Below are 23,642 nucleotides of genomic sequence, written 5' to 3'. Positions count from 1 at the left end.
CCGTGGCCCGACCCCGGTCGTCCCGGGTGTCGCACCACGGCCTCCGCCGCGAACCGCCTCAGCGCGTCAGTGGCTCAGCTCCACGTCCGCGTCGTTCCTGCCGTTGCCGTTGAGGGCCAGCGGGAGGGCCTGCGGACCGTAGCCGCTGGCGACGACGGTGTACTGGCCGGCGTCGAGGTCGTCGAAGGCGTAGGCGCCGTCGATTCCCGTGACGGCCGTGCCGACCGTGTTGCCCGCGGCGTCCAGCAAGGTGACGCGGGCGTCGTTCAGCGGGTCGCCGGACGCGCCGCGGACCACGCCGTGGACGCGGGCGCCGGGGACCAGACGGACCTCGCAGCGGTTGGGGCCGCCGGTGGCGACCTCGACCGCGAGGGCCGTGGGCCGGTGGCCCTCCGCGCTGACGGCGAGGGTGTAGCTGCCGGGGGCCAGGTCACCGAAGGCGAAGTTGCCCGTGGCGTCTGCGGCGCCGGAGGCGATCACCTCACCGCGCACGTCGGTGGCGATCACCAGCGCGCCGGGCACCGGGAGTTCGCCGGCCGCCTGGACGACGGTGCCGGTCAGGCCCGCCGCCCCGGCCAGCATCAGGTCGAAGTCGAGGAAGCCCTCGCCGACCGTCAGCGTCGTGGCCTGCGGCTGCCGGGAGCCCGCGGAACCGATCAGGACGTACGTGCCGCCGGCGGGAGCCGCGAGCAGGTACGCGCCGTCGGAACCCGTGGTCGTACGGCCCAGTTGACCGCCCCTGAGGTCGATCAGCGTGACGACCGCGCCCACGAGCGGCGAGCCGTCGCGTTCGCGGGCGTGGCCCTTGATGCCCGAGGTCGCGTCGACCGGCTCGGCCTGCGCGGGTACGGGTGCCGCCTGCGCGGCCGCCGCTGCCGGAGCGGGGACCGGGGAGTCCGCGGCCTCCGATGAGGCCTCGCCCTTCTCCGCCGCTTCACGCGCCTGAAGGCCCGACATCTTGCGCAGCGGGACCTCCTTGGTCCACAGGACCATCAAGAACGCGAGGACGATGACGCACGCCGCGATCAGGAACACCACGTGCATGGCGTCCGCGAAGCCCTGCTTGAACGGCTCCGCGAGGCGCGGGTCGAGGTGCTGGATGAACGAGGAGTCGGACAGCACGTCGCCGCCGCCACCGCCGGAGCCCTTGACCATGTCGAGGACCGGCTTGTTAGCGGGGTCGGAGACGACCGACGGGTCGTGCAGCGCGGCCTGGAAGTCATGCGTCTTCGCGGCCGACTTGAAGGCCTCGGAGATCTTGTCGCCGACGTTCGAGAAGAGAACGGAGAGGAAGATCGCCGTACCGGCGGTGGCGCCCATCTGCCGGAAGAACGTGGACGACGCGGTCGCCACACCCATGTCCTGCGGCGGCACCGCGTTCTGCACCGCGAGCACCAGCGTCTGCATGCAGCAGCCCAGGCCGAGGCCGAAGAGCCCCATATAGAGCATGGTCTCCCACAGCGGGGTGTCCCACTGGACCTGGAAGTGGAAGAGCAGCAGCGCCGCCACCATGAAGAGGGTGCCGATGGTCGGGAAGATCTTGTAGCGGCCCGTCTTCCCGGTGAGCTGACCGGAGATGATGGACGCGATCATCATGCCGGCCATCAGCGGCAGCATCTCGAGACCGGACTTGGTGGGGCTCGCGCCCTTCACGATCTGGAGGTACTGCGGGATCATCAGCATGCCGCCGAACATGCCCGCGCCGATCAGCACGGACAGGAAGCTGGTCTTGCTGAAGATGGCGTTGCGGAACAGCCGCATCGGGATGAGCGCGTCGTCGCCGACCCGGCGCTCCACGAGGATCCACGAGACGATGCCGACGCCGCCGAGGACGTAGCAGACGATCGAGCCGGTCGAGCCCCAGCCCCACTCGCGGCCCTGTTCGGCGACGAGCAGCAGCGGGACGACGCCGAGCGCGATGGTGAACGCGCCCCACCAGTCGATCTTCCGGTCGCGGCGGACGTGCGGGATGTTGAGCACCTTCGCGACGACGAACAGCGCGACGATGGCGATCGGCACGTTGACCAGGAACACCCAGCGCCAGCCGGTGACGCCGAGGATGCTGTCCTGACCTGCGAGGGCGCCGCCGATGAGCGGGCCCGCGACGCTGGACGTGGCGAACGTGGCGAGCATGTAGCCCTGATAGCGGGCCCGTTCACGCGGCGGCACGATGTCGCCGATGATCGCGAGCGCGAGCGACATCAGACCACCGGCACCGATGCCCTGCACCGCGCGGAACGCGGCGAGTTCGGGCATCGACGTCGAGAAGGTGCACAGCGCCGAACCGACGATGAAGATCGTGATCGCCGCGAGGAAGTACGGCTTGCGGCCGTGCAGGTCGGACAGCTTGCCGTAGAGCGGCGTACAGATCGTCGACGTGATCAGGTACGCCGTCGTCGCCCAGGCCTGCTGGCTCAGGCCGTCGAGGTCGTCCGCGATGGTGCGGATCGAGGTGGAGACGATGGTCTGGTCGAGCGCGGCCAGGAACATCCCCAGCATCAGGCCGCTGAGGATGGTCAGGATCTGCCGGTGGCTCAGTCCACCGGACGTCTGTTGAGGGGTGGATATGGCTCGGGTAGCGGTGTCTCCGCGGGACGCGGACACGGCCTCAGTCATTCTTGCGTTGCTCCCTGCTCGCCACCGGGCCCGGGGACTTTCCCGGACTCGGGACGCGCGTATTCAAACTCTTCCAGATCGTCATTGAGGCGGGAGAGCAGCCGGATCAGCTGGTACCGGTCCTCGGCGGGCCAGGTCTCCAGCAGCTCCGCGAGTCTCGCGTCGCGCTGGCGCCGGTACTCCTCGAACGTGGCCCGCCCGGCGGCGGTGGCGCGCAGCAGCGCACCCCGCCGGTCCTCCGGGTCCGGACGCCGTTCGACGAGTCCCTTGTCGACCATGGCCCGCACCTGGCGACTGACCGTCGACAGGTCGAGAAAGGTCTCGGCGGCCAGGTCGGTGGCACGGCGTTCGCCGTCGCGCACCAGTTTTGCCAGCAGTACCCGTTCGCCGGACCGGCTCTCGAGCCTGGCCTTCTGCCGGTAGGCAGTCAGCAGTCTCGAGAACCGCACCAGTTGCGTGCCGAGTCCCGCCGCGGCGTCCTCGGCACTCGCGCTTCCCTTCACTGGGTCGGCGTCCGCTGCTTCACGGCCATGGACCGTCCCCTTGTCCATGTCCCGCCTTCCCGTTCACATTCAATTGCTTGTATCGAGCAAGTGAGTGTAGCCGCCATTCGCGGGTCCCCGACCCAGGGGGTACGAGAGTATTTACGCAGGTCAATGGGGGGTCAAGCCCGGGTCAGGCGGAGGTCAGGCAGGGGTCAAGAGCACTGCGGCGTTGTGTCCGCCGAAGCCGAAGGACGTGCTGAGCGCGAGGGAGGTGGGCCGCTGACGGGCCGCGCCCGCGACGGCGTCGATGGCGAACTCCGGGTCGAGTTCGGTGAGCCCGGCCGTGGGCGGCACCACGTCGTCGCGCAGCGCCAGGACCGTGAGTGCCGCCTCGATCGCGCCCGCCGCACCGAGCGTGTGCCCGATGGCGCCCTTCGCGGAGGTGACGGGCGGCCGGTGCGGGAAGACGCGGGAGAACAGGGTGGCCTCCATCGCGTCGCCGCGCGGGGTCGAGGTGCCGTGCGCGTTGATGTGGTCCACGTCGCCGGGGGCGGCGCCGGCCTCGGCGAGCGCGGCCCGCACGGCGCGTTCGGCCTCGCGGCCCTCGGGGTGCGGGGCGACCAGGTGGTGGGCGTCGGTGCTGGTGCCGTAGCCGACGAAGGACGCGAGGCGGGGCGCCGAGCGGGCGTCCGCGTGCTCGGCCCGCTCCAGCACGAGGACGCCCGCGCCCTCGCCGATGACGAAGCCGTCGCGGTCCGCGTCGAAGGGGCAGGACTGCCGGTTCGACAGCGCTCCGAGCTGGCCGAACCCGGCCACCATCAGCGGCACCACCGCCGCGTCCACGCCGCACACCACGGCGATGTCGCACTGCCCGGAGGTCAGCAGCTGCCGCGCGGCGCCGAGCGCGGTACCCCCGGCCGCGCAGGCCGTCGCGACGGGGAGGGTGGGCCCGGTGATCCCCAGGTGCAGCGCGATGGTGGCACACACCATGTTGGGCAGGAAGCCGGTGAGGAAGTACGCGGAGACGCTGCCCGCCCCGCCGCTCGCGAACCGCTCGGCCGCGGCGAGCCGGGTGTGCTCGCCGCCCACGGACGTGCCGGTGACCACGGCGACGCGCGAGCCGTCCCACTCGGCGGGGTCCAGCTTGGCCCGGTCGAGCGCCTCGCCCACGGCGGTCAGCGCCATCCGGGCCGCGGGGTCGATGCGGGTGACGCCGCGCGGCCGTACGGGCAGTTGGTCGGCGCCCTCGACCCGGCAGCTCAGGGTCACCGGGAGCTCGGCGAGCGTCGGGTCGTGGCGGGCGGCGGAGCGCCCCGCCAGGACGGCGGCCCAGGTGCTGTCCGCGTCCCGGCCCGCCGCGGTGACCAGGCCGAGCCCGGTCACCAGGACGGCGTTCACCGGCCGCGCCGCGCGTCGACACGGGAGCTGAACTCGGCGAAGGGCAGCTCGCGCAGCTCGTCCTCGGTGACGGTGACGCCGAGCTGGTCCTTGAGCGTGACGGCCAGCTCCACGGCCATCAGCGAGTCGACGAGCAGGTCGGTCATCAGGGCGTCCGAGGTGACGGCGGCACGGTCGACCTCGAAGGTGTCGACGAGCATGCCGGTGATCAGGTCGGGGGTCGCGAGGGGTTCCGGGGGCGCGAGGGCCTCGGCAGCCACGGGGGGCTCGGTGGTCGTGGGGGTCTCTGGGGACGCGGGGGTGCTCATGGCCTGAAACAAACCACCCCAACAGGACCCTTAGCCTTGCGCTCGCCCATATTCAGCACAAAGTGGGACTTTGTGAGCAACCTTGAGACCAACGTGGACGACGCCCTCGGCTGGCTGGCCGACGACTATCTGCGCGTCGAGACCTCGGGCATCGAGCACATCCCGGCGACCGGCCCCGCGATCCTGACCGCCAACCACTCCGGAGCCTGGGGGTTCGACGGCTTCGTCCTGAACAAGGTCCTGCGGCGCGAGCTGGCCCGGCCGGTGCACCTCTACGCCGACAAGCTGGTCTTCCGGCTGCCACCGCTCGCCGCGTACGCGCGCCGGCACGGCGTCTTCAGCGACGATCCGACGCTCGGCCGCGACCGGCTGGCGCGGGGCGGGCTGACCGCCATGTTCCCCGAGGGCATGGACGGCGTCGGCAAGGACTTCGCCTCCCGCTATCGGCTACGGCCCTTCAACCCCGGTTTCGCCGCCGTCGCCGTGCTCACCGGGGCGCCGGTCGTGCCGGTGTCCATCGTGGGGGCGGAGGAGACGTTCCCGAAGCTCGGCGAGATCGGGGCGCTCGCCCGACGGTTCGGGCTGCCGTACTTCCCCGTGACCACGCCGCTGCCACTCCCGGCGAAGTGGCTCGTCACGGTCGGCGAGCCGATCCCGGCCCCGGCCGCCGACCCTTCGTACGCTCGGCGCTCGGCCGCGGCGCGGCGGCTGTGCGACGAGGTGTGGTTCACGGTGCAGGCGATGGTGGACCGGGACCGCGGGCGCAGGACGACACCGTTCTGGTAGGCCAACTGCCGCGCCCGCGTGCTTAGTTGGCGAGCCAGTCCGCGGCTCTACGGGCGTCGGCGGCGGCCGTGGCGCAGCGTTCCGCGTGCGCGAGCAGGGTCATCCGGCACCGCTCGCCGAAGGCGTCGTGGTTCCAGCCGGGCTGCCGCGCGCAGTCGGCGAGGCGGCGCGCGTGCTCCTGGAGGTTGCGAGCCCCTGCGGTGGCGAGCGCGGCGTAGTGGGCGGGGTCCGCGCCCATGACGGGCCCCGCACTCACGTCGGGCGCCTCGCGCGCAGCGGTGGGAGCGTCCGCGCCGGCCCGGTCGGCGAGGGCGCGGACGAGTTCGGTGACGGCGAGCACGCCCAGGTCGGCCGCGGGGCAGGGGACGCGGGCGGCGCACAGGTCGGCCGACAGGTCGTCGAGCGGATCCGCGGTGTCCAGGCCTCCGGAGCCCCAGCCCGCGGTGTCCGGGCCTCCGGAATCCCGGCCCTCGATGTCCGGCCCCTCGGAATCCCGGTCCTCGTCCAGATCCCGCAACCACGCGGTCGCGCACAGGATCTCGGTGTCCGCCCCGACCGTCAGGTCGTCCCACCGGAACGGCGCGACGACCGCGTGGATCGTCGCGGGCAGCGGCGGATGGCGGCGCACCGCCTCGGCCACGCTCCGCTCCACTCCCTCGGTCGCGAGCAGCGCGAAGGCCCGCGGCGCCGTCTCGGCGAGGGCCCGGGTGACGACCTCCAACGCGTGCTCCAGGTAGGCCGCCTCCGGGCCGGCACCCGCGCCCGCCCGCGCACCCTCATGAACGTACGGCTCGATCCGGCGCCTCAACGCCGCGCTGCGGGCGCCGTGTTCGGCCTGGTCCGCGGAGCGTGCCGTGGCGTCGAGGATCTCGCTGACGAGGGTGTCGTCGGCGGCCCCTGCGCCGAGGACGAGGCGCCGGGCGAGCCGCCGGGTGACGGCGCGCCACTCGGCCCGGCCGAAGGCGCCGTCCGGCTGTCGCGCGGCAAGCAGTGCGGCGGCCGCCTCGGTGGCGGCGGAGCGCACGGCCACCGGGTTGACGGTCGGCGGCGGCGCGGCATGCGGCGTCAGGATCGTGCGCCGTCCTTCGGCGTCGAGGGCGGTGACGGCGCCAAGGGCCCCCGCCTCCTGTGCCCGCCGCAGCAGGGCGTCGGCGTCCGCGCCGGAGAACGGCATCAGGAACGCGCCGAACGCCGTGGCCATCCGCGTCGGCCGCCCCGACCCGGCCCGCCGCGCCTGGGCCAGCGCCTGCCGGGTCAGCTCCCGCCGGGTGAACGGCTTGAGACCGAGCGCGCGGGCCGGCGCGTCGATCCAGGAGACACGCTGGGCCGCGAGCGCGGCGCTGACCAGAACGTTCTCCAGGGGCCGGGCCGTCGCGAGCCGACGGGGAGGGGTGCCGGTGTCCATGGCGTTCATCGCCGTTCTCCTACGCGTCGGTGGTGCCGGTGGGTCGGTGGGTTCGGTAGCGGTCTCGGTGGTCGTCACTTGTCGAGCAGTTGGTACGGCTGGTTGCCGACGATCTCGCCGTCGTACGCGGTGATCAGCTCGTTGACGCGGGCGCGGTGCGGAAGGTCGTCGCCGCTCAGGGTGTCGGCGTACGCCTGCGGGGCGTGCGAGAGCGGGTAGTCGTACGTCTCGTCGAGCCAGGCGAGTTCGAGCCAGGTGTCGGGGACGTCGCAGGCGGAGGCGGGCCCGCGTCCGTCGAGCCCCGGGATCACGTCGTGCTTGTTGACGAGGCTGACCACCTGGACCGCGGGGTCGAGCGGGCGCTTGTTGTCGATGGGCGAGCCGACGGTGACCACATGCGTGAGCCGGTACGTCGACACGACGTCGAGGTCGCAGGCGAGGTTCATCGCGGTGATCCCGCCGAGACTGTGGCCGACGATCATCAGCTCGGAGCCGACCGGCACCCCCGCCCGTACCAGCAGGTCTTTGACCGCGCGGCTGTACGTGGTGTCGGTGCGCAGCGCGGCGTCGAACGCGCCGACGAGGTCCTGCGGGGTGCTGTTGCTGACCCGGCCGAAGCTGGTGCCGGGCAGCAGCAGGACGTGCCGCCGGGCGCCGTCGGCGCAGTCGATGCGGCGCAGCAGGGCCAGGCCGTGGTTGCCGAGCGCGGAGATGTCGTCGATATAGCGGACGATGTCGTTGCCGGAGCGGGTCAGGACGCGGCTGAGCATCGCGTCGGGTTCGACGCGTTCGGCCCGGCCAGGACCCGGGTTCAGATGCCGGATGAACCCGGCGGGCAGGCCGAGGAACGGGTCGGTGCCGGGCACTCCGCCGGACAGGGTGACCCAGGAGAAGTCGTCGTTGGCGGGGTTCTCGTCGAGGAGTCCCTGCAGGGCGAGCAGTTCCATCATCACGGGGCTGAACGTGGTGAGGGTGCGGGTGAGGCCGAGCAGATCGATCAACTCCCGTGCGGCGCGCAGCGCTTCGAACCTGCGGCCCGCGATCACCGCGTCGGTGAGCCGCTTGGCGAGCGGCTCGGTCAGGTTCGGGTGCTCGCGGGCGGCGGCCTCGATGCGCAGCGCGAACGCGTCGACGGCCATCGCCACGGCGGCGGGCCTGCGGCGGGCGACGGCGCCGAGGGAGCGGACGGCCTCGCCGACGACGCCGCCGTTCGCGGCGAAGCCGAGCCCGGCCGGGTTCGTCACGGCGCGGGCCGCGGACAGCGCGGCGCCGAACGCCCACGCGGGTCGGCGCACCGCCTGGAGCCCCACCCGCCAGCTGGATCCCGCCGCGGTCAGCTCCGCGCCGGTGCGGCGCGCGGCGAGCGCCGCGTCGGCGAGCAGCACCGACGCCGCGACGAGCAGGTCGGCGTCGGTCCGCTCCGCCGGCACCTGCGCGGTCCTCGCGTCGTCACGCCTTGCCACGTCGCGCGCGTGGACTGTCTGGACTGCCATCCCGGCCACCTCGTCCCTGGAACGCGTCGGCGGGGCCGACCCGCCACTCATCAGCAGTAGACGCAGACCGACCCGGCCCCGGCAGGGCCGCTGCCCCCACTCGGGTGACTCACGGAGCGTGCCCACCGCACCCCCGCGCTGCAAGGCCTCCCACATATCCGCAGGCCACAGCGGCCCACCGAGCCCGGGAGCCGCCCGAGTGAATCACCGAGCGTGTGCGCGCGCCGGTCTCCCCCGGGACGCCCACCGCGACAGCATGCCGGTGTGATCATCGGGAGGTTTGTCGAAAGGGCCCCACGACGGCTGCGTAAGGAGGTGAGCCCTCATCGAGAGCCGGCTTCGGAGGCAAGCCCACATCGCCGGCCGCGTACGGAGGTGAGCCCCATTCAAGCCCGTCCGGCGATCGAGGACCGGGGCCCGGGGCAGAGCCCCGTGAGCGCAACCCCACCGGGCGCCCCGGTCGCACCGGGGCCGGAGCCCACCGTCGGACCACTCGGAGCGACGCGAACCCGCACGGCACGGCGGCTGCTCACCGCCCTCTGCCTGGCGGCCTGCTGCTGGTCGGCCACGAACTGGTCCACGGCAGGCCCCTCGGCCGCGGAGGCCGCAAGGCCACACCGCACCATCGCCGACGGCACCGGCGCACACGGCCTCGCCCTCGACGTCACCGTCAACACCCGCCCCGGAACCACCGCCCTGCGCCCCGGCATCCGCACCGGCGGCGAGGTCGTCGCCTCGTACCGCCTGACCAACCGCGGCGGCGCCGACCTGCACGACCTGCGGGTGCACGACCCCTCGATGCCGGGCGCCCGGCTCCACTGCCCCGGCGGCCGCGACCTCGTGCCGCTGCTCATCGGCCTCCGTTCGGTGCGCTGCACGGCGACCGGGCCGGCCCGCCCCGGCAGATGGGTCGCACAGGTGCGGGCCGCCGGGCGCCAGCCGTATCTGCGCGCCACCGTGCAGGCGACCGCGCGCTCCGGGTACGCGGGGGTGGGCGCGGCCCTGACACTCCGTCAATCGGCGCGTCCGACCGGCCCCGACCGGGCCCACGTCACCTACACCGTCACCAACCCCGGCAACCGGCCCCTGCACGACATCCGCGTCACCGACCCGGGCCTCGCCCCCGACCGCATCGACTGCGCCCACGGCCGCCCGGTCGTGCCGCGCCTGGCGCCCGGCGCCACGGCCGAGTGCGGCGGTGACGTGCGGCGCGCCCCCGGCACGTACACCGGTCGTGGGCTCGCCGAGGGCAGCGACCTGATCCGTACCATCGGCGCGCGCGGCGAGGAGGTGGCGCCGCCCCGGTTGTCGGCGCGCGCCACGACGCGGCTCGTGATCCCGGGGGCGCCCGCACCCCGGCCGAAGGAACCGGCGTCACCGAAGCCGCCCGGCGAACCTCCGGCCGAGCCGCCCGCCGCACCACCGCTGCAGCCGCCCGCGCCGGCCGCCGCACTGCTGCTGGTGGCTCCCCCGCCGGGCATCGCCGCGCCGGACCCGGCGCCCCGACCGCCCCGACTCCCCCTCCCCCCAAGGCAATCCCGGCAGCCCGAGCCCCCGACCGAACCCGACCCCGAGGCACGTACGCAGGCGAAGAAGTCCGGCCAGGAGGACCGACTGCCCCCGCTGCTCCGCCGTTTCGTCCACGACAACGGCCGGCCCACCGGGCTCGGCCTCATGGCGGCGCTGTTCCTCGTGCTGCTGCCCGCCGCGATCGCGGCCGCGGTGCTCGGCTCGGCCCGCAGACACTGACCGAACGGTCCCCGAATCGGAGCGGACTCCCGAATGATCGAAAGCCTGGCCATCGTCGTCGGCGTCGCCCTGCTCGCCGCCGCGATCGTCCTCGTCAAGCACCGTTACTGGCCGCTCAGCCCGGACGAGGAGCCCCGCGAGGACGTCGCCGAGTACATCTCGATGATGGTCGGCGTGCTCTACGCGCTGGTGCTCGGCCTCGCCCTCGTGTCGGTCTGGGACACCCACTCCGGGGCCGAGGACCACGCGGCGGCCGAGGCGAGTGCCGCACATCAGATCCATCTGCTCTCGGCCGGTCTGGCACCCACCCAGGGCGAGCGCGTGCGCACGGACATCGAGCGGTACATGACCCACGTGTCCGACACGGAGTGGCCGGCCATGGCCGAGGGCGGTCCGCTGGGGGCCGAGGGCTGGCGGCTGTTGGGCGACGTACGCGCGGCGAGCCAGGTGCCCGCCGACGCCACGCCCTCCCAACAGGCCACCGTTCAGGAGGCTTTGGCACAGCTGAGCGTGCTCGACGAGGCGCGCAGGGGCCGGGAGAGCGACGCGGGCGAGCGGCTCTCGCCGGTGATCTGGTTCGGCCTGATCGTCGGGGGCGGTCTCACGGTCGCCTTCATGTTCATGTTCGGGGTGCAGCGCAGCTTCACCCACGTCGTGATGGTGATGGGCCTGTCCGCCCTGATCACGTTCACCGTGCTCCTGATCTACCAGCTCGACGGCCCGTTCAGCGGTCTGATGGCGGTCGACCCCACCCCGTTCACCCGCACCTTCTGAGCCCCCCCCCTCCCGGACCGGTGGCGCTACAGATCCGCGCCCAGCTCGCTCCTGACCACATAGCTGCACTGCGTGTACGAGTACCCGGACTGGATCCGGCCGCCCGCCGCGCGCCCGCTCGCCGTCGCGTCGCGGCCACCCGGCTTGTGCAGGAAGTGGTACGTGCCCGCGGGCAGCCGCAGCGTCCGCTTCGGGTAGCTCTTGCCGCTCGCCTTGCACGCCTTGCCGCGGCCCGCCGTCTCGGTCGGATACGTCTTGCAGGACCCGCAGGCGGCGATGGTGATCCGGCCGGTGACCGGTCCCGTGTAGAGGACCTCGACCGGGTCGGGCCCGTCGTTGCTGATCACCATGTCCATGCGGGAGCCGCCCGGCGCGCCCTTCGGCGGCAGCCGGTCGCCCGCGGTGGGACGCAGCTTCGCGATCTCGGCGGCGATGGCGACCTGCTGGGCGCGGGCCCGCCGCTCGTCGTTCTTGTACGTGCCCGCGAAGTCGGTCAGTGACGCGTGCGCCGCGCTGAACTTCTTGTCCTTGAACTGGTCGATGCCGCAGGCGTACGCCCCGTCCTCCACGGCCGTCGCGACGCCGCCGCGCAGGTGCGCGGGGACGGGCGCGGGCAGGCGCTTCGCGGTGTCGCCGATGCGGCGCAGCGCCCGGGTGGCGGTGCACGGGTCCGCACCCTTCAGCTCACCGGCGCGCCGCTCGACGGCCGCGCGCACGGCGGGCTCCACCTGGTCCGCCTGCGCCGACTCGGGGAACATACGCAGGAGTTGGCCGAGTTCGCCGCCCTCGCCGTCGGACTCCGCGGCGCCGAGCTTTCCCGTGCCGCACTTCAGGAGCGAGGCGGCGAGCGGCTTGTCGGGCCAGCTCGCGAGGGAGCCGAGGACGGTGCGGTCGATCGTGCCCGGCACCGACCGCAGGTGTTCGAGGGGCGCGACGGCCGCGCAGTGCTCGCCGTCGGCGTACGGCGCGGACACCGCCTTGTAGTAGGCGTCGAGGCTGTCGTGCACGCGGTGCGCCGCCCTGGAGTCCGGGTGGTCCTCCGCGAGGTCGCGGTACCGGCCGAGCGCGGTGCGGTAGTCGGCGCGCGCCTCGGCGAAGTCGCGGCCCGAGGCCTTCTTGACGAGGGCGTCGGCGCTGTCGAGCCGGTCGAGCAGCCGCTGCTCGACGGCGTCGTCGCGCAGACCGCCGTACGCGACGGCGCCCCCTGCGGGCACGGCGAGCAGCGCGAGACCGAGCACGATGGCCACAACCGGCTTGATCTGTACGGAAGTTGCGGGCGCCCGCAGCCCGATCCGCGCGCCGTCCGCCACCGCGGCGAGCAGCAGCACCCCGTACCCGATCAGCGCCCATCCGGGCACTCCGTCCGGGTCGGCGGGCAGCGCGAGGGTGAGCAGGGCGGCCGTGGCGGCGACGCACAGCAGCGCGAGCAGGCGGCGGCGTACGAGGACGTACCCCAGGCCGAGCCCGCTGAGGTTGAGCAGCCCCGCCGCGACGGCGCGCGCCGGATCGGCGGGTCCGGCGGGCGACCGGGCAGGGGGAGGGTCGGACGGCTGGACAGGGGGCCGGCCGGGCGGCTGGACAGGGGGTCGGCCGGGCGGCCCGAACGCGACTTCCTGCGCGGGGCCGAAGGCGGGCGGGCCGGCTGCGGGCGGGTCGAAGGCGGGCGGGCCGGCCGCGGGCGGGCCCGGTGGCATCGGCGGAACCGGCGGTACCAATGGCTCAGGCGGCCCCGATGGCGGTAGCCCCTGTGACGGCGGCACCGATGGCATCTGCGGAGGCGGGCCGAACCCGCCGCTCCCCTGCCGCTCCGCGTCGCCGGACGACGCGCCCCCCTGCCACCTCATCGCGGTCCCCCAACCGTCAGGTGTCACACCCCGAAGCAAACGATCGGGGGCGGCGCCCCGGCTGTCAATCGGTCACAAGTAGCCAACCCGACGCCATCGGGCCGCCAACTCCCTTTACGTTCCGAACCCTTGACGCCCCCACTACGCCCCCTTTAACTCAAGTCTTGAATTTAGAAACGGCACGACGCACCACCAGCACCCGCAACGGGACCACCGGGAGGGCACCTTGCGTCACACCGACACCACCACCAGATCCGGCCGCAGAAGGCGCGGAAGACGCGCGGCCTTACTCACCGTCTCGGCGCTCGCGGCGGGCCTGCTGCCGCTGACCGGCAGCGCGTCCGCCTCCGCCGCCGACGACCCCGCACCCACCCCCGTCGACCGCTTCGAGGGCGAGGTGCCCTTCGCCACGCAGCCCGCCGAGGGCATCTTCACCTGGGGCGGTGACACCGACGACCATCCGAAGCTCGAACTCAAGGAGCGCGCGGACGCGCCCGAGGGCACCAAGGTCCTCGAAGGCGCCTACGACATCAGCGGCTACGGCGGCTTCAGTCACGACTACGCCGCCGACAAGCCGGCCCACGACTGGTCGGCGCACAAGGGCATCCGCCTGTGGTGGTACGGCGACAACTCGGGCCGAAAGCTGACCTACGAGCTCAAGGACGGCGGCGCGCACGGCGAGGCGTCCGAGCTGTGGACGACGTCGTTCACCGACGACTTCACCGGCTGGAAGCAGGTCGAGCTGCCCTTCACTCAGTTCGAGTACCGCACGGACTACCAGCCCGTCGGCGGCATCGACCACGTCCTCGGGCTCGACAAGATGTGGGGCTACGCGGTCACGCTGCCCACCGGCACGCAGAGCCAATTCGCCATGGACGGCGTGGAGTTGTACGGCAAGGCCGACCAGTCGCTGCGCGCGCAGGTGGCGACGGACGCGGCCGTGTACCCGGTGAAGGAGGGCGGTTCGGCGGCGGTGAAGCTGTCGGTCACCACCACAGGGAACGTGCCGATCGAGGACCCCGTCACCATCGAGTACGCCACCGGCGGCGGCACCGCCGACGCGGGCAAGGACTACACACCGGTCACCGGCAAGGTCACCTTCCCGGCGGGCACCGCGTCCGGCGCGGCCAAGACCGTCACGGTCGCCACCAGCAAGGACTCGGCCAGGTCCGAGACCGCCGAGACGATCCCGCTGAAGCTGACCGTCACCGGCGCCAAGCCGCCCGCCGAGTCCCCGCAGGTCGTCATCGACGCGCACGGACTCACGTACCTCGACGCGAAGGCCCCGATCAAAAGGCGCGTCGCCGACCTCGTCTCCCGGATGTCCCTGGAGGAGAAGGTCGGCCAGATGACGCAGGCCGAGCGCGCCGCCCTCAAGTCTCCCGGCGACATCGCGAGCCACAACCTCGGGTCGCTGCTCTCCGGCGGCGGCTCCGTGCCGACACCGAACACGCCCGACGCCTGGGCCAAGATGATCGACGACTACCAACTCCGGGCACAGGCAACGCGGTTCCAGATCCCGCTGATCTACGGCGTGGACGCGGTGCACGGACACAACAACGTCGTCGGCGCCACGATCATGCCGCACAACATCGGCATCGGCGCGACCCGCGATCCCCAACTGGCCGAGAAAACCGGGGCAGTTACCGCCTCCGAGGTGCGTGCGACCGGCGTCCCGTGGGACTTCGCGCCCTGCCTGTGCGTAAGCCGCGACGAACGCTGGGGCCGCTCCTACGAGGCGTTCGGCGAGGACCCGGCCCTCGTCGAGTCCATGGAGACCGTGATCAAGGGCTTCCAGGGCCGCGCGAACGGCAGCGACCTGGACCGCAACGACAAGGTGCTCGCCACGGCGAAGCACTTCGTCGGCGACGGCGGCACCGAGTACGGCTCCTCCACCACCGGCTCGTACACCATCGACCAGGGCGTCACGAAGGTGACGAAGCAGGAGCTGGAGGCCGTACACCTGGCACCCTTCGGCGACGCCGTGAAGCGCGGTGTCGGCACGGTCATGCCCTCGTACTCCTCGCTCGACATCATCGGCGACGACCAGGGCCCCGTGAAGATGCATGCCAACGCGGCAATGATCAATGGGGAGTTGAAGAAGAAGCTCGGCTTCGAAGGCTTCGTGATCAGCGACTACGCGGGCATCGACCAGATCCCCGGCGACTACGCCTCCGACGTCCGTACGTCGATCAACGCGGGCCTCGACATGATCATGGTGCCGAACGCCTACGCCGACTTCGAGAAGGCCCTGCTCGCCGAGACCACCGCGGGCCGGATCAGCGAGGCGCGCGTGAACGACGCGGTCTCCCGCATCCTCACGCAGAAGTTCAAGCTCGGCCTCTTCGAGCAGCCGTACGCCGACACGAGCAACAGCGACCAGATCGGCGGCGCCGCGCACCGCGCTGTGGCACGGGAGGCGGCGGCGAAGTCGCAGGTCCTCCTGAAGAACGACGGGAACGTGCTGCCGCTGAAGAAGTCCCAGAAGGTCTACGTCGCCGGGTCCAACGCCGATGACATCGGCAACCAGACCGGTGGCTGGACCATCTCCTGGCAGGGCTCGTCCGGGAAGATCACGGACGGCACCACGATCCTCCAGGCGATGAAGAAGGCCGCGCCCGGCGCGACGGTCGACTACTCGAAGGACGCCTCGGCGCCCACCGCCGGGCACGACGTCGGTGTGGTGGTCGTCGGCGAGACCCCGTACGCGGAGGGCGTCGGCGACGTCGGCAACGGGCACGACCTGGAGCTCTCCGCGGCCGACAAGGCGGCGGTGGACAAGGTCTGCGGCGCCATGAAGTGCGTCGTGCTCGTGGTCTCGGGGCGGCCGCAGCTGCTCGGCGACCGGCTCGGGGACGTCGACGGGCTCATCGCGTCCTGGCTGCCGGGCACGGAGGGCGACGGCGTCGCCGACGTCCTCTACGGCAAGAAGTCCTTCACCGGCCAACTCCCGGTCACCTGGCCGAAGTCGGAGGCCCAACTGCCCATCAACGTGGGCGACGCCTCGTACGATCCGCAGTTCCCGTACGGGTACGGCCTCACGACGAAGGCGACCGGCGGCGGGAGCGGTGAGCGGGGCCTGGTGGACAAGGCGCGGCTCAAGGTCCAGGAGAAGGCGGGCGGCAAGGTGACGGAGGCGTGGGCCAAGCCGTTCGCCGAGGCCGAGCACCTCGCCCTCACCGGCGACTACAAGGGGGCGCTGAAGAAACTGGCCGCCGCGTACAAGGCGGCCTGACCGGCCGGGGCGGGACAACTGTGCGCGCGGGACGCCGAGTTGGGGCTTCGCATCCAGGTCCCGCGCGACACGCCGCCCGATCCCCGGCGCGGACCCCGCACCCGGACGTGTGCATACCATCGCGACATGACCGCCCATATCAGCATCGTCCGTGACACGTCGCTGCGCGCTTCCGAGGCGTGGCGGCGGCTGACCGACTGGGAGCGGCACGGGGACTCCGTGCCGCTCACCCGTGTCACGGTGACGACCCCGCCGCCGGACGCGGCGGGCACGGTGTTCGTGGCGCGCACCGGTGTCGGCCGGTTCGGCTTCGACGACCCCATGGAGGTCGTCGCGTGGCAGCCGCCGCGGCGCTGCCGCATGGAGAAGCGCGGCCGGGTCGTCACCGGCTGGGCCGAGTTCGAGGTGCGGGCGCTCGGTGACGGGGGCTCGCGCGTCGAGTGGCGTGAGGAGCTGCGGGTACGCGGAGTGCCCCGCGCCGCGGACCGGGTGGTCGCGGCGGCGGGGCGATGGGTGTTCGGGCGGGCGGTGGACGGGTTGCTCGACGACACCCTCGACGACGCCCTCGATGACACCGGGGAGGGCGCCACCGGGGACGGCACCACCGGAAACGTCACTGGAGAAACGTCACCGCACGGGCAGTGACCGGGACCAGGTGTGCGTCACTTCGCGGGGAGCAGTGGCGGCTTGGCGTACCGCACCAGTTCGAGCGCCTGCTGCGGGAACCAGTCGCCCGCCTTCGGGTCGACCGTGCCCCGCTCCGGATCCTCGGGACCCTCGGTGCCGCGCAGGCACAGGCCGTCCGACTCCCCCGGCGTCTTGATCCACAGGCGGGCGTCCTGCAAGGGGTCGCCGGTGCGCAGGGTCGGGCGGGCGCCGAGACCGCGGTTCGGCGGGTTGCACCAGTCCTGTGCGTCGGTGTACTTGCCGGCGGGCGGGGTCCACGTGCCCTGACCGTTGCGGCTGGAGTCCGTCACGAAGTGCGGCATTCGGGAGGCGGGCACGCGCACGTGGGCGTCGATCCAGGACTGCGCCTCGGCGCGCGGGGTCGATTGGTTCGGGCAGTCGGCGGCGTTCCCTGAGGACTTCTCGACGTACGCGATACAGGACGAAATCAGCTTGCCGTACCAGGAGTTGGCGTCGTCGGTGAAGTAGTTCGAGGCGTTGGTGTAGAAGCCGGCGGCCTGCTCGACACCGCCCTTGATCAGGCGGGGCACGATGGAGTTGACGCTGTGCCAGCCCGGGTGGCCGGTGTCGAGGTAGACGCGGGTGCCGCGCAGCTGCTCCAACTCGTCGACGGCGTAGTTCACTTCGGCGTACCGGGCGGCGGTCTTGGTGCCCTGGGCGTCGTCCTGACCGCAGTCGGCGGGGAGCAGGGCGAGCGAGTCGGGTTCGAGGACGACCATGGCGTCGCGGGAGCCGATGCCGCGGGCGACGGCGTCGATCCAGGCCTGGTACTCGGCGGTGGTGGCGGCGCCGCCGGCGGAGTAGTTGGAGCAGTCGCGGCCCGGCACGTTGTAGAGCGCGAACACGGGGAGGGCGTCGCGTCGGTCGGCGTCCCTGACCACGTCACGCGTGACCTTCTCGACCTCGGCCGGGCTCTGGTCGCCGAACCAGACGGCCTGCGGTGTGGCGATCATCGCGGTGACCTTGGCGGCGTCGCGGAACTGTCCCGCGCGGGCGAGCGCGGCGATCTGCCGGAGGGCGTCCGGGTTGGGGTCGGGCGTGTAGAGCTTCGGGCCGTGTCCGCTCGTCGACGTCTGCGGCTGCGACTGCGGCTGGGCCTGCGTCTGCGACTCGGCGCCGGTGGCCGTGGCCGTGGCCTGCGGCGCGGTGATGAGCAGGGTGGAGAGGGTGAGGGCGGTGATCGCGGCGCGTCTGAAGGGTCTTCGCACGGTGACTCCTGGGGCCGGTCGGGCGGCGGGGCGGCGACGGGTCGGCCTTGCGGGAGGCTCCCGGTCGTCGCCGCGGGAGCGCTCCCACAGCGTCGGGTGCCGTACCCCGGACGTCAAGTACGCGGGGCGGGCGGCACGTTGATGTAGCCCGATCCGGCCTACGCCACGGGCTCCGCCCCGGGCCCACGTGGCGCACGGCCAATTCACGTGAGCGCACATGCACCTACGACCGTTCCCGGGAGAGAGCGGTGCGGCAGGCGAAGCTCTGGTGGTTCCCGAGCTTCGAAGGTAGTTGTGTGCCCGTCCGGGGTCGGCACCACGTAGCCGGGAAACAGGGATTGGCCGTCGCATCGCGGACAGAATCTGACCTAAATGCCGCCTACTGTCGTCTGCGGCCGGCAACGGGATAGTTCGACCACTGTGCTTGGCGCGGTGCCCGAGCCGCCCATCTCGGGAGACAGCGGACAGGGAGCGACATGACGATTCTGGTGACCGGTGCGACGGGAACTCTGGGGCGCCAGGTGGTCGAGCGGCTTGGGCGAACCGGACACAAGGTTCGAGCACTCACCCGTGACCCGGCCGGGGCGATCTGTCTGCCCGACGGCGTCGAAGTGGTGGCCGGCGATCTCGCGAGGCCGCAGACGCTGGCGGCGGCTCTCGATGGAGTCTCCGCCGTGCACCTGCTGGGGGCAACCGGGCACGACCACACTCCGTTGGCCGCAGGGCCGCAGATCGTGTCGATGGCAGTCGAAGCGGGTGTACGGCGACTGACGGTCCTGTCGCCCGGAGAAGGAGGAGAGTTGGAACAAGCCGTGCGTGACAGCGGCTTGGAGTGGACGTTCATCTGGCCGATCGACTTCATGTCCAACGCATTGGGGTGGGCTGAGGTCATCCGCGAGACCGCAGAGGTCCGTGAGCCGTATGGGAACCGCAGGACCGCTTCCGTCGACGAGGCGGACGTCGCGGATGTCGTCACCGTCGTGCTTGCCAAAGGCGGCTACGCGGGAAGGTGTCTCACCCTGACGGGGCCCGGAGCACTCACCGCGGCCGAGAAGGTCGCCGCTGTCGCGGCGGCGACCGGCCGTGAGATCGGATTCACTGAGCTTACCGACAGCCAGGCGCGTCGGCAGTGGCAGGCTGAGGGCTGGCCCGAGGACGGCATCGAGTTCATGCTCCGCATGTGGGCGACCGTGCCCGACTCGGTGGCCACGGTGACTTCAGCGGTCGAGGAAGTCGCCGGCCGCCCGCCGCGGACCTTCGCGCAATGGGCCGCCGCACACGCCGATGCCTTCCGCCCCTGAGGCCGGCTCGCATGCGCCTCGTTCCGTCGCTCATCGCATTGCCGTTCGTCGTGATCGCTGCGGGAGTAGACCGTAGCGGTACGTGAAACGCATCGGTCACCCCACAGATAGTGGCCATAGATCGAAGAGACACGGCCCAATTGGCCCACCCGGCGCGGGGCCTGAGCGCGCCGACGCCGCCGTGGTGCTTGAGGGTGCCGCCCCTGCCGTGGGGCTTGACGGCGTTCACGCCGTGGGACTTGAGGGGCCGCCACCGCCGTGGCGCTTGAAATGCCCGCCGTCGGATCGCTCATCTCCCACCACCCGCCCCCTCCGGGGGCGTCGGCCCGACGGGGTGCGGGCGGCCACCGTCCCGCCACGAGTGAGCGACCGCAACGACGCCTCCCCACCCGCGACGACGGGCCGCCCCCGCCGTGGGCAACCTGCCGCCCACCCCGACTGCCCACCCGTAACGGTCTACCGCCACCGCCATGGACAATCTGCCGCCTGGGGCGCCAGGGTGGGCAAGGCGGCACCCCGGCGCCGCTCACCCGTGACGCGGGGCCCGACCCCGGAACGGCCGGCACCACACACACCGGCCCGGCGAACCCCCGCCCCCGGCCGAAGCCCCCGCAGGGGGCGGGCGGAGGGAGATGACCGGGCACCGGCACAGCCGGACAAGGCCCGGCGCCGCGCGACAGTCACCTCAGACGTCGGCCACGGCACAGCCCCGCACCCACGGTGCCGCGCACTCCTCACCGCAGGGCAGGCGTCTCCGCACGACGGGCGTTGGCCACGGCACAGCCCCGCCCCTCACGAGGGGCCCCGCCCCGGCACAGCAACCCGGACCCCGGGACTGGCCCAAGCCCCCGGCGGGGGCGGGCGGTGGGAGACGAGCGGGCAACGGCGCAGCCGGGCCGGGGGGACAGGTGCCGAGCAGGCCGCATCGCAGGCGCCACCCCGCAAACCACGGTGCCGCGCACCGTAGGCGCCACCCCACAGCCACGGTGCCGCCCACCCAACACGACAAGCGCTCGCCCCGGCACAGCAACCGGGCCCCGGACAGGCCGAAGCCCCCGGAGAGGCGGGCGGGTGGGAGATGGGCCGGCGGCACAGCCTGAACCGGACGGGGCCGTGCGGCGGGGACGGGAGGGCCGACCACGGCAAGGGCCCGGTGGGGTGGCGAAGGGCCGGCGGCACAGCCTGAACCGGACGGGGCCGTGCGGCGGGGAAGGGCTGGCCCACCACGGCAAAGGGCCCGATGCCGCGCCCTGTCACACCCGGAGGACGGGGGGCCGAAGCCTCCGGAGGGGACGGGTGGGCGGGAGATGACCGGGCACCGGCACAGCCGGACAGGGACCGGCGCCGCGCACCCAGCACCACAGGCCCCGGCCCCGCCCCCGGCACAGCCCCAGCCACGGGGGCCGAAGCCCCCGGAGGGGGCGGGCGGGTGGGAGATGACCGGGCGTCGGCGCAGCCGGGTGGAGCCGTTGCCGCGCACCCGGCTGCGGCGGACCGCAACCACGATGCCGCGCACTGTAGGCGCCGCCCCACAGCCACGTTGCCGCGCACCCCGCACCGCAAGCGCCACTCCGCAACCGCGGTGCCGCACGCCCAACACGACAGGCGCCCACCCCGGCACGGCCCCCAAACCCCCGGCTCACGCCACCGAATCGATGCGGCGCGCCGCTCCCGGCTCGTGGTGGATCGGGGTGTGGGCGCCGGTCAGGGACACCCCGGTGCCGCCGCGGCGGTCGGCGACGATCTGCGAGGCGATGGACACCGCCACCTCCTCCGGCGTACGCGCCCCCAGGTCAAGCCCGATCGGGGACCGCAAGCGCGCCAACTCCAGCTCGGTGACCCCCACTTCGCGCAACCGATCGTTGCGGTCCAGGTGCGTGCGTCGCGAGCCCATCGCCCCCACGTACGCGACCGGCAGCCGCAGCGCGAGCTGGAGCAGCGGCACGTCGAACTTGGCGTCGTGCGTGAGCACGCACAGCACCGTCCGACCGTCGACCCCGGTCCGCTCCAGGTACTTGTGCGGCCACTCGATGACGATCTCGTCGGCGTCGGGGAAGCGTGCCGCCGTCGCGAACACGGGTCGCGCGTCGCACACGGTGACGCGGTAGCCGAGGAACTTCCCCATCCGTACCAGCGCCGACGCGAAGTCGATCGCCCCGAAGACGATCATCCGGGGCGCCGGAACGGACGACTCGATCAGGACCGTGAGCGGGGATCCGCACCGCGAGCCCTGTTCACCGATCTCCAGCGTGCCCGTGCGTCCCGCGTCGAGGAACGCCGCCGCCTCCCCCGCCACGGTCCGGTCGAGCTCCGGGTGGCCCCCGAACCCGCCCTCGTACGAGCCCCCGGGACGGACGAGCAGCGCCCGCCCCATCAGCTCCCCCGGCCCCGACACGACGCGCGCGAGCGCCGCCGCCTCCCCCGTGGCGGCGGCGCCGAGCGCGCTCGCGAGCACGCCACGTACGGCCGTATCGGACGCCCGTACAGGCGTGACGAGGATGTCGATGACGCCGCCGCAGGTGAGCCCCACGGCGAAGGCGTCGTCGTCGCTGTAGCCGAACCGTTCGAGGACCGGTTCCCCGTCCTCCAGGGCCTGCCGGCACAGCTCGTACACCGCGCCCTCCACGCAGCCGCCGGAGACCGAGCCGATCGCGGTGCCCTCGCTGTCGACGGCGAGCGCCGCGCCCGGCTGCCGGGGCGCGCTGCCGCCGACGGCCACCACGGTGGCCACGGCGAAGTCGCGCCCCTGCTCGACCCACCGGTGCAGCTCATCGGCGATGTCCAGCATGTCTCGGTCTCCTTAACGGTTCGTGGAACGGTCCGGCCGGCAGGGCTACTTGACGCCCAGCCAGCTCTCGATCGGGTGCAGGCCGAAGTACACGAGGAAGACGAGCGTCAGCACCCACATGAAGACGCCGATCTCGCGGAACTTCCCCTGCGCCGCCTTGATCGCCGTGTACGCGATCACTCCGGCTCCGACGCCTGCGGTGATGGAGTACGTGAACGGCATCAGGGCGACCGTGAGGAACACCGGCACGGCCACGGACCTGTCGGACCAGTCCACGTGCCGGGCGTTCTGCATCATCATCGCGCCGATGACGACCAGCGCGGCGGCGGCGACCTGGCCGGGCACGATCTGCGCGAGCGGCGTGAAGAACAGGCCGAGCGCGAAGAGGAAGCCGGTGACCACCGAGGACAGGCCGGTGCGGGCGCCTTCACCGACGCCCGTGGCGGACTCGACGAAGACGGTCTGCCCGGAGGCCCCCGCCACACCGCCGATCGCGCCGCCCGCGCCGTCGATGAACAGCGCCTTGGACAGGCCCGGCATGCGGCCCTTGTCGTCGGCGAGCCCGGCCTCGGTGCCGACGCCGATGATGGTGGCCATCGCGTCGAAGAACCCGGCGAGCACGAGCGTGAACACGATCATGCCGACGGTCATGCCGCCGATGGAGTCCCAGCCGCCGAACTCCACATGGCCGAAGAGCGAGAAGTCGGGCATGGAGACGGCGCTGCCGGTCAGCTCGGGCGGGCTGCCGCCCCAGACCTTCGGGCTGAGGTCGAAGACCGCGTTGACGATGACGGCGAGGACGGTGCCGGCGACGATACCGATCAGGATCGCGCCCGGGATGTTGCGCGCCTGGAGCATGAAGATGAGCAGCAGGGTGACCGCGAAGAGCAGCACGGGCCAGCCCTTGAGCTGTCCGCCCGTACCCAGGGTGACCGGGTTGCCCTTGCCGACGAACCCGGCGTTGACCAGGCCGATCAGCGCGATGAACATGCCGATGCCGATGGTGATGCCGTGCTTCAGGGCGAGCGGGATCGCGTTCATGATGATCTCGCGCAGGCCGGTGACGACCAGCAGCACGATCACGATGCCGTACATCACGCACATGCCCATGGCCTGCGGCCACGTCATGTTGGGTGCCACCTGGGTGGCGAGCACGCCGGAGACGGACAGGCCCGCGGCGAGCGCCAGCGGGACCTTGCCGAGGAAGCCCATCAGCAGGGTGCACACGGCGGCGGCGAGCGCGGTCGCCGTGATGAGTCCGGCGTGGCTGAGCTTGTCGCCGGCCGCGTCGGGGCCGCCGAGCAGCAGCGGGTTGAGCAGGAGGATGTAACACATCGCCATGAAGGTGGTGATGCCGCCGCGCACTTCACGCGCGAACGTCGATCCTCTGTCGGATATGTGGAAGTAGCGGTCGAGCCAAGACCTGCCGGCCGGCTGACGCGAGCCCGCGCCCGCGTCGTCGGCGGCGGTCTTCGGCTCCACGGACTGCTGGGTCATGGTGCCTCGTTTCCCAAGGTTCAAAGGGGCTCCCGTGAACTGCCTTACGGCACACGGGTTTTGGGATG

Annotated in this window: 15 protein-coding genes and 1 pseudogene; 6 read left to right on the top strand and 10 right to left on the bottom strand. The window is 72.6% G+C overall.

Translation table 11 applies throughout. From position 1 onward, the window contains the following. Window positions 1–66 precede the first annotated feature (66 nt). The 4 genes from OHA73_RS33090 to OHA73_RS33075 all read right to left on the bottom strand — a co-directional run bounded on the left by OHA73_RS33090 (window position 67) and on the right by OHA73_RS33075 (window position 4,759). Window positions 67–2,616: an MFS transporter gene (locus OHA73_RS33090; protein WP_266715243.1), complete on the bottom strand. Its 2,550-nt coding sequence runs from the start codon at window positions 2,614–2,616 to the stop codon at window positions 67–69. Continuing rightward, on the bottom strand, window positions 2,613–3,167 hold the full coding sequence (locus OHA73_RS33085; protein ID WP_266715242.1) for a MarR family winged helix-turn-helix transcriptional regulator: 555 nt from the start codon (window positions 3,165–3,167) through the stop codon (window positions 2,613–2,615). Before OHA73_RS33085 ends, OHA73_RS33090 begins: the two co-directional genes overlap by 4 nt. A 135-nt stretch (window positions 3,168–3,302) precedes the next feature. Next, the gene (locus OHA73_RS33080; protein ID WP_327656868.1) at window positions 3,303–4,499 is read right to left on the bottom strand and encodes a beta-ketoacyl-[acyl-carrier-protein] synthase family protein; all 1,197 of its coding nucleotides are present in this window, start codon (window positions 4,497–4,499) and stop codon (window positions 3,303–3,305) included. Further along, window positions 4,496–4,759 carry an acyl carrier protein gene (locus OHA73_RS33075; protein WP_266715240.1) on the bottom strand — a complete coding sequence of 88 codons (264 nt, stop codon included), beginning with the start codon at window positions 4,757–4,759 and terminating at the stop codon, window positions 4,496–4,498. The genes OHA73_RS33080 and OHA73_RS33075 overlap by 4 nt, the downstream gene beginning before the upstream one ends. Window positions 4,760–4,879: 120 nt before the next feature. Here OHA73_RS33075 and OHA73_RS33070 point away from each other — a divergent pair, with 120 nt between their 5' ends. Then, on the top strand, window positions 4,880–5,593 hold the full coding sequence (locus OHA73_RS33070; protein WP_327656867.1) for a 1-acyl-sn-glycerol-3-phosphate acyltransferase: 714 nt from the start codon (window positions 4,880–4,882) through the stop codon (window positions 5,591–5,593). Between the two features lie 22 nt (window positions 5,594–5,615). On the opposite strand, the gene OHA73_RS33065 is transcribed toward OHA73_RS33070, so the two are convergent. Both OHA73_RS33065 and OHA73_RS33060 read right to left on the bottom strand, forming a co-directional pair. Next, complete coding sequence (locus OHA73_RS33065; protein ID WP_327656866.1) at window positions 5,616–7,007, bottom strand: hypothetical protein; 1,392 nt, start codon at window positions 7,005–7,007, stop codon at window positions 5,616–5,618. Window positions 7,008–7,072: 65 nt separating this feature from the next. Then, the gene (locus OHA73_RS33060) at window positions 7,073–8,491 is read right to left on the bottom strand and encodes a lipase family protein (RefSeq protein WP_327656865.1); all 1,419 of its coding nucleotides are present in this window, start codon (window positions 8,489–8,491) and stop codon (window positions 7,073–7,075) included. Window positions 8,492–8,923: 432 nt separating this feature from the next. Between OHA73_RS33060 and OHA73_RS33055 the strand changes: the two genes are divergently transcribed. Together OHA73_RS33055 and OHA73_RS33050 are read left to right on the top strand one after the other, a co-directional pair. Then, on the top strand, window positions 8,924–10,240 hold the full coding sequence (locus tag OHA73_RS33055; protein WP_327656864.1) for a hypothetical protein: 1,317 nt from the start codon (window positions 8,924–8,926) through the stop codon (window positions 10,238–10,240). A gap of 33 nt (window positions 10,241–10,273) precedes the next feature. Then, entirely contained in the window at window positions 10,274–11,014 is a 741-nt protein-coding gene (locus OHA73_RS33050; RefSeq protein ID WP_266715235.1) for a bestrophin-like domain, read from the top strand. A 26-nt stretch (window positions 11,015–11,040) separates the two neighbouring features. On the opposite strand, the gene OHA73_RS33045 is transcribed toward OHA73_RS33050, so the two are convergent. Then, complete coding sequence (locus OHA73_RS33045) at window positions 11,041–12,708, bottom strand: hypothetical protein (RefSeq protein ID WP_327656863.1); 1,668 nt, start codon at window positions 12,706–12,708, stop codon at window positions 11,041–11,043. Window positions 12,709–13,084: 376 nt separating this feature from the next. Here OHA73_RS33045 and OHA73_RS33040 point away from each other — a divergent pair, with 376 nt between their 5' ends. Together OHA73_RS33040 and OHA73_RS33035 are read left to right on the top strand one after the other, a co-directional pair. Continuing rightward, entirely contained in the window at window positions 13,085–16,093 is a 3,009-nt protein-coding gene (locus tag OHA73_RS33040) for a glycoside hydrolase family 3 protein (RefSeq protein WP_443063151.1), read from the top strand. A 126-nt stretch (window positions 16,094–16,219) separates the two neighbouring features. After that, window positions 16,220–16,636, top strand: a pseudogene (locus tag OHA73_RS33035) (SRPBCC family protein); the annotation flags it as partial. 119 nt (window positions 16,637–16,755) lie between these two features. Here OHA73_RS33035 and OHA73_RS33030 read toward each other — a convergent pair. After that, window positions 16,756–17,988: a glycoside hydrolase family 6 protein gene (locus OHA73_RS33030; RefSeq protein WP_327656862.1), complete on the bottom strand. Its 1,233-nt coding sequence runs from the start codon at window positions 17,986–17,988 to the stop codon at window positions 16,756–16,758. 476 nt (window positions 17,989–18,464) lie between these two features. Here OHA73_RS33030 and OHA73_RS33025 point away from each other — a divergent pair, with 476 nt between their 5' ends. Continuing rightward, entirely contained in the window at window positions 18,465–19,289 is an 825-nt protein-coding gene (locus OHA73_RS33025; RefSeq protein ID WP_327656861.1) for an NmrA family NAD(P)-binding protein, read from the top strand. Window positions 19,290–20,928: 1,639 nt separating this feature from the next. Here OHA73_RS33025 and OHA73_RS33020 read toward each other — a convergent pair. Beyond that, window positions 20,929–22,077 (bottom strand): XdhC family protein, encoded by a 1,149-nt coding sequence (locus OHA73_RS33020; protein ID WP_327656860.1) that lies wholly within the window; start codon window positions 22,075–22,077, stop codon window positions 20,929–20,931. Window positions 22,078–22,122: 45 nt separating this feature from the next. Beyond that, window positions 22,123–23,574 carry an NCS2 family permease gene (locus OHA73_RS33015; RefSeq protein ID WP_327656859.1) on the bottom strand — a complete coding sequence of 484 codons (1,452 nt, stop codon included), beginning with the start codon at window positions 23,572–23,574 and terminating at the stop codon, window positions 22,123–22,125. Between the last annotated feature and the right edge of the window lie 68 nt (window positions 23,575–23,642).

The organism is Streptomyces sp. NBC_00483 (assembly GCF_036013745.1).
Lineage (GTDB): Bacteria > Actinomycetota > Actinomycetes > Streptomycetales > Streptomycetaceae > Streptomyces.
The sequence above is the reverse complement of the archived record's forward strand: the minus strand, read 5'-3'. Positions and strand labels throughout refer to the sequence as shown.